This window comes from Nodularia sp. UHCC 0506 (assembly GCF_034931045.1).
GTDB lineage: Bacteria > Cyanobacteriota > Cyanobacteriia > Cyanobacteriales > Nostocaceae > Nodularia.
This window is the reverse complement of the sequence record NZ_JAYGHH010000046.1, coordinates 34616-47414: the sequence shown is the minus strand read 5'-3', so window position 1 is coordinate 47414 and position 12799 is coordinate 34616. Positions and strand designations below refer to the sequence as shown.

At 40.1% G+C, this 12799-nt stretch carries 9 protein-coding genes and 1 pseudogene; 8 read left to right on the top strand and 2 right to left on the bottom strand.

Features of this window, described 5'->3' with window-relative positions; genetic code table 11:
• A pseudogene (locus tag VB654_RS20235) lies at positions 1–204 on the bottom strand (Uma2 family endonuclease); the annotation flags it as partial.
• Between the two features lie 212 nt (positions 205–416).
• Between VB654_RS20235 and VB654_RS20230 the strand changes: the two are divergent.
• The 7 genes from VB654_RS20230 (at position 417) to VB654_RS20200 (ending at position 9233) form a co-directional block, all read left to right on the top strand.
• Positions 417–1529 (top strand): serine/threonine-protein kinase, encoded by a 1113-nt coding sequence (locus VB654_RS20230; RefSeq protein ID WP_323215600.1) that lies wholly within the window; start codon positions 417–419, stop codon positions 1527–1529.
• A gap of 206 nt (positions 1530–1735) precedes the next feature.
• Positions 1736–3772 (top strand): NAD-dependent DNA ligase LigA, encoded by a 2037-nt coding sequence (ligA, locus tag VB654_RS20225; protein WP_323215599.1) that lies wholly within the window; start codon positions 1736–1738, stop codon positions 3770–3772.
• Between the two features lie 121 nt (positions 3773–3893).
• Positions 3894–5075, top strand: coding sequence for a GNAT family N-acetyltransferase (gene eis / locus VB654_RS20220; RefSeq protein WP_323215598.1), 1182 nt, complete (start codon positions 3894–3896; stop codon positions 5073–5075).
• A 166-nt stretch (positions 5076–5241) separates the two neighbouring features.
• A complete protein-coding gene (locus VB654_RS20215) occupies positions 5242–6159 on the top strand; it encodes a DMT family transporter (protein WP_323215597.1) in 918 nt (305 codons plus the stop codon).
• A 258-nt stretch (positions 6160–6417) separates the two neighbouring features.
• Complete coding sequence (locus VB654_RS20210) at positions 6418–8088, top strand: alpha/beta hydrolase (RefSeq protein ID WP_323215596.1); 1671 nt, start codon at positions 6418–6420, stop codon at positions 8086–8088.
• A 34-nt stretch (positions 8089–8122) separates the two neighbouring features.
• A complete protein-coding gene (gene truB / locus VB654_RS20205) occupies positions 8123–8998 on the top strand; it encodes a tRNA pseudouridine(55) synthase TruB (protein WP_323215595.1) in 876 nt (291 codons plus the stop codon).
• 19 nt (positions 8999–9017) lie between these two features.
• Complete coding sequence (locus tag VB654_RS20200) at positions 9018–9233, top strand: hypothetical protein (protein WP_323215594.1); 216 nt, start codon at positions 9018–9020, stop codon at positions 9231–9233.
• Between the two features lie 165 nt (positions 9234–9398).
• Here VB654_RS20200 and VB654_RS20195 read toward each other — a convergent pair whose 3' ends face one another.
• Positions 9399–11036 carry a fasciclin domain-containing protein gene (locus tag VB654_RS20195; RefSeq protein ID WP_323215593.1) on the bottom strand — a complete coding sequence of 546 codons (1638 nt, stop codon included), beginning with the start codon at positions 11034–11036 and terminating at the stop codon, positions 9399–9401.
• 1335 nt (positions 11037–12371) lie between these two features.
• Here VB654_RS20195 and VB654_RS20190 point away from each other — a divergent pair.
• The coding region (locus tag VB654_RS20190) for an ABC transporter permease (RefSeq protein WP_323215592.1) at positions 12372–12799 on the top strand (428 nt) is incomplete at its 3' end.

Below are 12799 nucleotides of genomic sequence, written 5' to 3'. Positions count from 1 at the left end.
CCCCCATTCCACGACAACGCGACCTTTTTCTTGCGCCCATCTGGATAATAGAATAAATAATGCTCCTGTGGTTGCGCCATGAAAAAATTTAGGAGACATTTGCTCATTTTTATATTTCGGTACAGCTTCACCGTCAACAAACTCATAAGCAAGTTCACTTTCGGGAAGTGCAAGAAATTCTTCGAGAGTGAGTTTGGTTTTTATTTTTCTTCCTACCTTTGCGCCTTTGCGCCTTTGCGCCTTTGCGTGAACCTAATTTATCACGCTTCTGCCTCAGACAAGGCAAAATAAAGATAGTAAGAGTGCCAAACTTCCATGAGTTACAGCGCTTCCGGCTATTATGCAATACAGTTTTCTCCTTGTCCCGCTCCTATCATAGCTTTCAGCTTTGGAAATGTACCTCATAGCTGCCGGAAGTGCTGTATTGCCTAAATTCCCGTTGTCTTTATCCAGAAAATGCTGATGATGTCAAGTTTTGCTTGAGTTGTGGTTCAAAATTACTGCTGAAAGACCGCTACCGCGCCATTAAACCTATCGGACAAGGTGGTTTTGGTAAAACTTTCTTAGCGGTGGATGAGGATAAACCTTCTAAACCGCCCTGCGTGATTAAGCAATTCTACCCCCAAGCCCAAGGTACTAATACTGTGCAGAAGGCTGTGGAGTTATTTACTTTAGAAGCAGTACAGTTAGATGATTTGGGACAACATCCTCAAATTCCGGCACTTTTAGCGTATTTTACCCAAGATGACCGACAGTATCTGGTACAAGCATTTATTGACGGGCCGAATTTAGCCCAGGAATTGCAGCAAAATGGGGCTTTTAGTGAATCGCAGATATGGCAATTACTTCAAGATTTATTACCAGTTTTACAATTTTGCCATTCTAGAGGTGTGATTCACCGGGATATTAAGCCAGAAAATATTTTACGCGATCGCCATGCTAAATTAGTCTTGGTAGATTTTGGCGCTTCTAAATCTGCCACTGGTACGGCTTTAAATCAAACAGGTACGAGTATTGGTACTCCCGAATATGTCGCCCCGGAACAAATGAGGGGTAGGGCGATTTTTGCCAGCGATATCTACAGTTTAGGTGCTACTTGTGTTCATCTTTTAACTGCGCGATCGCCTTTCGATTCTTATGATATTAATCATGATACTTGGATGTGGCAAAAATTTCTCAAAACTCCTCTGAGTCTTAAATTACATCGCATCCTGGAAAAGATGCTAGTCAGTATCCCCATGCGGCGTTATCAAACAGCAGATGAAGTCCTCAAAGATTTAAATCAATCGCCAGCAGTCGCTAAACCAGCGCCAACAGCACCACCCACTTCTGTGAGTAAATCTTCTAGTCAAATTGATTTGGAACTGGAAGAAGTGAAAACTCAAATTTTGGGTGCTGCTAAACCTCAACCAAATCAAGCGCAACCACCAAAACCCATTTCTCTACCTGCTAATAACAGCGTCATAGATAAAGAGTTGGAAGAGTTAAAAGCTAAATATCTGGGGAATAATAATTTACCCAATCAATAGTTACACGAATTTTTTTGACCACGCAGAGGCGCAGAGGCGCAAGAGAAGAAATATGAGGAATAAGCTAGTAAAATTAAAGTAGGTTTTTTCAGCGTCTATGGCAATTGTAAATTTTAGTTCTGCTGATAGAAGCCTGACTCGTATAAAAGCGAGTAATCTGGGAAAATTAAGTCTGTCTATCTGCTAGGTAATTTGCAATCAGGATAATGATACAAAGTCAGTCGGAAGTTAAGCGTGTAGAAGAACTGCGCCAGCTGTTGCAACAAGCTAGCTATGCTTATTATGTCTTAGATGCTCCCATGATGGAGGATGCTGTCTATGACCAGCTTTATCGAGAATTACAAGAGTTAGAAACTCGGTATTCAGAATTAATTACACCGGATAGTCCGACTCAGCGCGTGGGTGAAAAACCAGCTACACATTTTACTTCGGTACGTCATAATATTCCTCTCTACAGTCTGGAGAATGCTTTTAATATTGATGAATTGCAAATATGGGATCAGCGTTGGCGGCGACAAGCACCGAAAATAGAAGCGGTAGAGTATGTCTCGGAACTGAAAATTGATGGTTCGGCTTTGGCTTTGACTTATGAAAATGGTCTGCTGGTCAGGGGGGTAACAAGGGGTGATGGGGAAGTCGGTGAAGATATTACCCAAAATGTGCGGACAATTCGTTCAATTCCCTTGCGTTTGAATTTCGCTGGTTCACAAAGTTTAGGAAAGGTGGAAGTTCGCGGAGAGGTGTTTCTACCTTTGGAAGTGTTTAAACAAATTAATGCGGAACGACAAAAAGCCGGTGAGAATTTATTTGCTAATCCCCGCAATGCCGCAGCTGGTACACTTAGGCAATTAGACCCCCGCATTGTCGCCCAACGACGCTTGGATTTTTTTGCTTATACATTGCACATTTCTGGTCTGGATGATGCCAGTATTGCTAATACTCAATGGGAAGCTTTGAAATTATTAGAACAAATGGGTTTTCCCGTTAACCCTAATCACAAACTCTGTAGTTCATTAACAGAAGTAGCCGAATATTATCAATCCTGGGATACAAAAAGACTCAACCTACCCTACATGACTGATGGGGTAGTGGTAAAGTTAAATCCTTTTAAGTTACAAGAACAGCTTGGTTTTACTCAAAAGTTCCCTAGATGGGCGATTGCTTTAAAGTACGCAGCTGAGGAAGCACCAACACGGGTGGAAAATATCTCTGTGAATGTGGGACGCACTGGGGCGTTAACACCTTTGGCGGAAATGCGTCCGGTTCAATTAGCTGGAACCACTGTTTCCCGTGCTACTTTACATAATAGCGATCGCATCCAGCAATTAGATATCCGCATTGGTGATACTGTGATTGTGCGGAAAGCTGGGGAAATTATCCCGGAAGTGGTGCGGGTATTAAAAGAACTGCGTCCAGATGATACCATGCCTTTTGAAATGCCCACCCATTGCCCAGTCTGCGGTCAAGCAGTTGTGCGAGAATCAGGTGAGGCGGTAACTCGCTGCGTGAATGCTTCCTGTCCGGCTATCCTCCGAGGCGAAATTGAACACTGGGTAAGTCGGGATGCTTTGGATATTAAAGGTATGGGCGAAAAACTGGTACATCAACTAGTAGATAGACATTTGGTGCATTCTGTTGCTGATTTATATGACTTGACAACAGAAAGATTGTGTGCATTAGAAAGAATGGGGCAAAAATCAGCCCAAAAATTAATTGATGCGATCGCCCAATCAAAAAACCAACCTTGGTCTAGGGTATTATATGGTTTAGGCATCCGTCACGTTGGCAGTGTGAATGCTCAATTATTAACTCAGAAGTATCCCACCGTAGAAGATTTAGCAACCGCCAAGCAATCAGATATTGCCGGAATTTACGGCATTGGTGCAGAAATCGCTCAATCTGTATATCAGTGGTTTCGCATTGACGCAAATCAAGTTTTGATTGAACGTCTCAAAGCCGCAGGATTACAATTAGCTGCTACGGAGGAAACGACAACAACTACTAATAATAATCAAGTTTTAGCCGGTAAAACTTTTGTAATTACTGGTACTCTACCCAGTTTATCACGGGATGAGGCAAAGGCGTTAATTCAAAAGGCTGGGGGTAAGGTAACTAATTCGGTGAGTAAAAAAACTGATTATTTGCTAGTGGGTGAAGATGCTGGTTCTAAATTGGAGAAGGCGCAAGGTTTGGGAATTACTCAGTTGAATGAGTCGCTATTGTTGGAGATGTTGTCAGAGTGACGAACGAACCACAGAGGCGCAGAGGACGCGGAGAGAAGATAAGATATTGCCTTGTAGAGACGCGATAAATCGCGTCTGGTTTATTTTGTTTATATATAAACGAAAATTTAATTAATCACAGATGAACACAGATAAATTCCAATACAGCACACTGACTGATAAAAAGGATATCCAGCACCTGGGGTCTATCCTAGAACAGTGTTTTATCATGTCGTCTGGTGATAGCGAAATCTACATACCGCGTATTGGTGTAGATAAGTTACGTGCTATTTATCAAAACCAGCAGGTTGTCGGTGGACTAGCAATTATTCCGATGGGTCAATGGTGGGGTGGTGAGTGTGTCCCGATGACCGGAATTGCGGCTGTGGGTATTGCTCCAGAATATCGTGGTAGTGGCGCTGCGATCGCACTTATCGAAAAAACTATCCAGGAACTTTATCAACAGGAAGTGCCGATTTCGGTTCTCTATCCCGCTACTCAACGTCTTTACCGCAAAGCCGGATACGAACAAGCTGGGAGTTATTGCACTTGGGAAATTTCTACTGAAAATATCCAGGTACGAGAAAAACCTTTACCTTTACAACCCGTAGACCCGAAAAATCATTTAATCTTTCATAACCTATATCAGCAGCAAGCCAAATTCACTCATGGTTATTTAGAAAGACATTCAGCGATTTGGCAAGGTTTAACTCAACCAGATAGCCGAGAAACAGTCTATGGTTATTTGATGGGTGACAAAGACCAACCCCAAGGTTATATCATCTTCACTCAAGAACGTACCCAGAATACCACAGTGCTGAGTGTGAGAGATTGGACAATGCTCACAAATGCTGCTGTCAGAACTTTTTGGACTTTTATTGCCAATCATCGCTCCCAAATTGACAAAGTGCGATGGAAGAGTTCTGTGATTGATTCTCTCACATTGCTGCTACCAGAGCAAACCGCTAAAATTGCCCATCATCAGCGCTGGATGCTGCGGATAATCAATTTAGTCAAAGCGTTAGAAATGCGGGCGTATCCGCCAGGAGTTTCAGCTGAACTACATTTGGCTGTTAAAGATGACTTACTACCTGCCAATAATGGTAAATTTATTTTATCTGTCGCTAATAGCCGTGGAAAAGTTACTCAAGGTGGCAAAGGTGAGTTGCAGTTAGACATTAAAGGATTAGCACCTCTATATACCAACCTCTTTAGTCCCCAGCAATTACAACTAACAGGAAAACTCCAAGCTACAGAAACAGCCTTATTAGCCGCTACACAAATATTTGCCGCTTCCTCTCCAGGAATGGTTGATTTCTTCTAGTTGAAGTATACCAATAGCGGGCATCTTTGCCCAGACCACAAGAGTTTTATGATTTGTGTCTGTATAAGAACTACGAATTACAAACTACGTTAGCGTAGCGTTTCCGCAGGAAATATTACGAACTACGAATTACGAACTACGAATTACGAATTACGAATTACAAACTATGCATCAAAGTTCCGGTCGCTGGCGTTTGGGTCTAGGATTATCGCTGTTAACAGTGTTTTTATGGGGAATTTTACCTATTGCGCTGACAGTAAGTTTACAGGTTCTTGATGTCTATACGATTATTTGGTTTCGCTTTTTGGTGTCATTTGCACTACTGGCTGCATTTTTAGGAGTGCGAGGTAAATTACCTAATTTACAGCAATTGCGTTCTAGTTCTGGTAAATTATTAGCGATCGCTACTTTATTTTTAGCATTTAATTACTTCCTATTTATGCAAGGTCTAGCGTTAACATCACCTGCTAACGCACAAGTTTTGATTCAATTATCGACCCTGTTATTAGGTTTAGGTGGTTTAGTGATTTTTCAAGAACGTTATACACTACGTCAATGGATTGGTGTTAGTATACTTTCCTCTGGTTATATTGTATTTTTTCGCGAACAACTTGCCAATTTAATCACAGCACAGGGTACATACATTTTCGGGAGTGCTTTGATTGCTTTGGGTGCAGCAGCTTGGGCTATTTATGCTTTATCTCAAAAGCAATTATTACAATCTTTATCTTCCGCTCACATCATGCTGATTATCTACGGTGGATGTGCTTTATTATTCACACCCTTTGCTCAACCAGCAACCATTTTAAAATTAAATAACTTTTATTTATTAACCCTGTTATTTTGTGCTTTTAATACTTTAATTGCCTATGGTGCTTTTGCCGAATCTTTAGAACATTGGGAAGCCTCAAGAGTCAGTGCAGTATTAGCTTTAGTCCCTATTATTACCTTGACTGCTGTAGGGTTTGTAGCAGTATTTTTACCTTCTCTAATTCCCTCAGAAAACTTAACTTTAATTGGCATATTAGGCGCAGCTTTAGTAGTAACTGGTTCAATAGCGATCGCCTTGGGTAAATCTGATTAATTATATAAAAAATAATCTTTAAATATCGCAGCAAAATAATTCTTTATTTGTTATAATTTGGATGTCGAATATATTATAATTTAACCTCTTAAGCAATAAAATCTACTCTAGCATTTTCCAGCGTAATAAAGTACAAAATTATCTGCGTTTATCTGCGTTTAATTATCACTACTTGTACCCCACTTTAATTGTCCAGGGTGTCTAAATAACTACCAAAGCCAACGCTTCGTGAAACAACATCCCCAAAACAGTTGAGCGATGAATAGTTTGTTTGGTAATTGGACAAGCAACCTGAAAAAAAATTCGCTCTGGCTAGTTCTGGCAATACTCCTGCCGACATTTGCAATTAATACTTCTATAATTGCAGCAGAGCGAATTTATACGACCTTTTCCACCATAGAAACGTCGATTTCAGTCAGTGCTTTGGAAAAATACGCCGAAAATGGTGTAATTGACGATGAATTAGCATTCTATCAGCAATATCTGCCAGCAAAACAGTTTCAAGAATTGCAAAAAATTTTACTCACACCCGTAAAAGTTAGTCCAGTTTTAGTTTCTCAATTTCTCTACACACCTGAAGGCGAATTTCTGGTAAAACGGTTGGCGCAAGTAATTCAACCCGCATCTCATCAACCAAAACGTAAATTTAACTTTTTAAGGTCAGCATTAATTGCTGCTGCTGCTGAACCTGGAGGTTTTACACTTTTAAATCTGTTGCGGCAATATCACTGTCACAACATTAATATTAATTTAAGGCGTAGCTTTGCCATCGCTCAGGAATTGGAAAATGTCGTTAATCAGACTCAACGCGCGATCGCAGCAGTCACAAAACAGTCTAATATAGAAGCTGCTAACATCTCAAAATCCCTAGATTTTCTCCAATTAGCAGATTTACGCAATCAGGGACAGTTTGAGTTACAAAAACACACCCTGAGATTTTTTGATTCACAACGCGATCGCTTATTACTGACTGATGTTTACATTCCCCATGTCCAAAATCCAGTATCCGTAATTGTAATATCTCATGGTTTGGGTACAGACAGCAGTAACTTTGAATATTTAGCTACACATCTAGCTTCCCACGGATTAGCCGTAGTTGTTCCTAATCATCCGGGTAGCAGTGCGAAACAATTGCCAACATCATTGCGTAAACATACCAGAGAAATCATCAAACCAGATGAATTTAAACACCAACCTTTAGATATAAAATATGTCTTAAATGAACTGGAAAAAATCAACCAGTCTGATTCACGGTTTCAAAATCGGCTAAATCTGCAACAAGTGGGAGTCTTTGGTCAATCTTTAGGGGGTTACACAGCCTTAGCTTTAGCTGGTGCTAAAATTAACTTTCAACAATTACAGCAAGACTGTACACCAGAACTACTACAAAAATCCTGGAATATGTCTTTACTCTTCCAATGCAGTGCCTTGGCATTACAGAATAAATCCAATCACGAGTATAACTTGCAGGATGACAGAGTAAAAGCCGCGATCGCAGTTAACCCCATCACGAGTTCAATTTTTGGTCAAGCTGGTTTCAGCCACATCAAAACCCCTGTCATGATTATCGGTAGTAGTGATGATACTGTTGCACCAGCTTTATACGAGCAAATTCAACCTTTTTCCTGGTTAAGAACTCCCCAAAAGTACCTAGTTATGCTACTAGGTGGAACCCACTTTTCTACCATTGGGAATGGAAATCCAGCCAGCCAGCAAGTATCATTACCCAAAGATTTAATTGGGGATGCTTCCCAAGCACGTGACTACATGAAGGTTTTAAGTTTACCTTTCTTCCAAACTTATGTTGTCGGTAAATCACAACAATACCTGCCCTATCTCAATGCAGCGTATATTCAAACCATTACTAGTGAATCTCTAGGCTTGAGTCTAACCCAAAAAATACATAATTTATTTTCCCTCATGAGTTAAAGTCAAATTATCTGTTATAATATAGTATTTTACTGTGCAAGGTTTTCTCAACTTAAACAAACCCTTTGATTGGACATCTCACGACTGCGTGGCACGGGTGCGAAAACTCCTGCGCCTCAAACGTGTAGGACACGCCGGCACTTTAGATCCAGCCGCTACCGGAGTCTTACCCATCGCCCTGGGTACAGCAACCAGATTATTACAATATTTACCAGAAAACAAAGCCTATAAAGCCACAATTCGTTTAGGTGTGCAGACCACAACCGACGATTTACAAGGTGAAATCCTGACTTCTCAACCCTGTCCGGAATTGGATTTTGCCGATGTTAAAACTGCAATGGCACAATTTCAAGGCAAAATTGAGCAAATCCCCCCAATTTACAGCGCCATTCAAGTTGATGGAAAACGCTTGTATGACTTAGCACGTCAAGGAGAAATAGTGGAAGTACCTAAACGCACAGTGGAAATTTTTCACACAGAAATTTTAGATTGGCGAGGTGGAGATTTTCCCGAAATAGATGTGGCGATCGCCTGTGGAAGTGGTACATATATTAGAGCGATCGCCCGTGACTTAGGCGCAATTTTAGAAACTGGCGGGACTCTGGCCGCCTTAATCCGCACAGCCAGTAGTGGTTTCAACCTCACAGATAGTCTCACATTGACTGACTTAGAAACACAATTACAAACCGAGACATTTCAACCTAGTATTCCCGATATCGCCTTACAACATTTACCATCCGTCACATTACCCGCCATATCTGCTCAAAAATGGTGTCAGGGACAAAAAATACCTGTAACAGTGGATTTTTCGGGTATAACCAGAGTTTACAATCAAGAGACTTGTTTACTGGGCATAGGAAAAATACAGGACAGTGTGCTAATACCTACAACAGTCTTGAAAAGTGCTTAAAAATTGCTATTAAAGAACAATGGACGCAGATAAAAAAGCAGTGATATCACCAGTCAACTTACAATCGCCAGCAGACGCGGAACTAGAACGCCAGCTGCGGGAACTCAAGTTTAGACAAGAACTCAGAAAAGATTGGATTTTATTTATTGTCCGGGATGTCGTTATTTTTTCTGTAGCGATCGCCTTCGTTTTTTCTATCTGCGGCTATTCCCTGTTCATCCTCATTAACAGCTAATATAAAGTGCTGAGTGCTGAGTGCTGAGTTTTGAGTGCTGAGTGCTGAGTAAGGCTTTCAGCAATCAACAATATCCTAACTTCCTGGGCAGTTGCTATAAATACTTATCCTTCCAGGTGCTGCGTTAAATTCGCAATTAAGCAGACATGATCTAACTGATAACTATTAAAAGTTATAGCCGATTCCCAGTAACAAACCAATATCAGTCTGATCCAAAAATGCGGCATTTACAGCACCTGTAGCTGTAAAGCGATCGCTCAAAGGCAAATCCACACCACCAGTTAACAAAAAACCCACATTAGAATCGCCCCCACCTTCAATAGCTACGCCAGCACCTAAATAGGGAGAGATAGATAACTGTTCTCCACCCAAGGGATTTGCAGAACGGGGAGAAAAATCTAAAGTTACGGGAACTAAAAATAGTGTATCGCCCCCTAATATCACCGAGGCACGCACCGAGATAGTATTTGTCAGCCCAATTTTGCTCAACACTGCATAGTTACTTTCACTAAGAGTGGAATTACCACTTACACCAATGTTACCCGCAACTCCCACATAACTAGAACCACCACGAGTAGTGACACCTGGAGTTATATCAGGAGTAATTTGTGCTTGCGGCTGCTGACTTACTCCCAAATTAGGTGGTATGAGGACTTCATTAATTACATGGATAACACCATTACTAGCATCGATATTCGACTGAATCACATTCGCATCATTAACCGCAATTTGATTAGTGGTTCTATCCACTTTAATATTTACGGGTACATCCTCAAAAGTTCTCAACTGTCCATCTGAAAGTTGATTAGCAGTTACCTCCCCAGGAACCACATGATATCTTAAAATCTGAATCAATAATTCTCTGTTCTCCGGTTGCTGTAACTCCTCTAGCGTTCCCGCAGGTAAAGCCGCAAATGCTTGATCTGTCGGAGCAAAAACTGTATAAGGGCCTGGTTGTTGTAAAATACCTGCTAAACTCGATGTTTGCAATAAAGAAGTCAAATTGCTAAAAAATGCACTAGATGCGGCGATCGCAACAATATCTTGAGCCGTTTGATTCTGTGTAACCCCCACTATATAGTTAGTCGCCATCTCATTACTAGTCAGGGCTTGCATTTGTCCCTGTCTCACTAAAGCTTGATACAAAATGGCCGCCGCTTCAGCACGAGTTAAAGGGTCTAGGGGGTTGAGAAGGTTGACATTGGGGTAATTGACAACAATATTGGCTTCTGTGGCTGCTGCAACATTATTTAATGCATAGTTCGGGATTGCAGAAGCATCTCTGTAGTAAGTATTCACTACACCTAATGGATTCTTGTTAGTTTCCAAACCCAAACCAGTTGTTAAAGCAACTATCGCCTCAACTTTGCGAATTTGCTGATTTGGTAGAAATAAGTTTCCCGGATAACCTGACATAAATCCAGTTTCATAGGCTTCCTGAATTGCCGAACTAGCCCAAAAGCTATCACTAACATCTGTAAAACCTGCGGGACTTATTTGCCTTACAGGGTCTTGATTAAAAGATTTTTGAAGCATAGCCGCAAATTCTGCCCGACTCACAGGTTGATTTGGTCTAAACGTGCCATCAGGAAAACCAGTGATGATATTTCTTGCAGCTAAAGCCTTAATAAATGGACTAGCCCAATAATCTGAACTAATATCAGACAAATTAGCAACTAAAGCAGGCGAGATTTTATTAGGAACCCTATTTTGAGCCGAAACTGTCATAGGATAGATGGCCACTGTCACTCCCAAGGCTAACAAAGTTGCACTTACTGATGACCAACTCCGGAAACTAAACATGAAAATATTCTCCTCAAAAAAGTTGAACTTTATAGTATGTAAGCCTGAGTAGACAAGGTTAGACACACGACTTTTAGGTTGATTTCGGGCTTGCAAATATAAAACCCAGATAAATCGAAGGTTTGAGGCTGATAAACCCGAAAGTATGTGCAAGGCTTTTAAAGGGTGTACCATCAAAAGTGTGAATTTAGGGATGACAGATAACTGTTCCCTGTTCCCTGCCTCCACGACAAAATTTTTATGCCTAACGGCACACTACGCGAACAGCAAACCCTATTTCCATATCCCAAGTATGAAGACAAAATTTAAATTACTGGGAATTAAAAATTTTGAGAACATAATTATTTGCTCATAAAAAAACCTCATGATTTATGATTTGTTTGATAGTGGCAAGTTAGCATAATTTGAAGTATTTAATCGCCATTTTGCCAAAAAACCTGAAAAATATCAGTACCACTCAAGTGATCCACCAAGGCATCTAAATAGTATTTAAAAAATATTTTCCATAAATATACAGTAAATGTTCTCAAGTTTAACTCAATGACACAACTAGCTTAAGGTCAAACCATTATTTTTTTGATCTTCCTTTAGATAGTTGACTAAGATCAAAAAATATTATCTCTCAAAAAATCATTATTTTATTAATTAAGTAAGTAGGCGAGAATAAATCAAAGTACATTAAGTAATGTAAAAATATTGAGATTGTTTCGTAGTGAGGGCTACAGCCCTCAAATAAGGACTAAAGTCCTTACTACAAACATTGAATTATTCCTGCTGCTCTACTTACGTATTTTTATTTAATTTATCTATTCATGACATGAATATTCTTTTTTTAACAGCAACTCTAAATAAATGACAAAAAAATAACCCCAACTTGTTAAATAAGTTAAAAAATATAAGTATATATTTTATGTATAAAAATTACAAAACTTCTCAACCCCGATTGATTGAATAAACTGCCATCTTGGTTTCCCTCAATCATCAGGCTTTCTATATACCAATTTAACTATAGGAATCCGGTTTGGTTTATGAATTTACTCGTAGAGGTAGGGAACAGGGAACAGGGAACAGGGAACAGGGAAGAAGGAATCAAGGAATACGGAGTTTTGTTCAAAATTTAAATAGGAGTCCTATAGCTTAATTTTGCGATGTCATTAACTACACAAAATTTCGGCTTCTCTAGTGGCAAAATATTTTGATACACAGCACAATTTCCGGTAAGCTAATTACGAGGCTCAGTTTATACTGATTGAACTCTAAACAAAAGCACTAAATTTCTGCAAATTTGTATCACATTCTGTATATAGAGACAAAAATTCAGTCTGAAGGGCGGTAATGCAACCTAAAAAAAAATTAGATGAATTATGGATTATACGCTGTTTCGCCGCATTGCTACTTTTTGGTCAAGTACTGCTGCATTTACTCCAAGGAAAAACTTATTACCGCAAAATCTTACAGCACATGGTGACAGCTGGCCCGGCTTCTGTTTCTCCGGTTATCCTAGTCAGTGGATTTTCAGGTATGATTTTTACTATTCAAACTGCTAGAGAATTGGTCAGATTTGGGGCGTTAGATGCAGTTGGGGGTGCTTTTGCATTAGCTTTTTGCAGAGAATTAGCACCACTTTTAACAGCTAGTATTATTGCGGGACAAGTAGGTTCAGCTTTTGCAGCAGAAATAGGTGCTATGCGAGTTACAGAACAAATTGACGCACTTTATATGCTGAGAACCAATCCCATTGATTACTTAGTACTTCCTAGAGT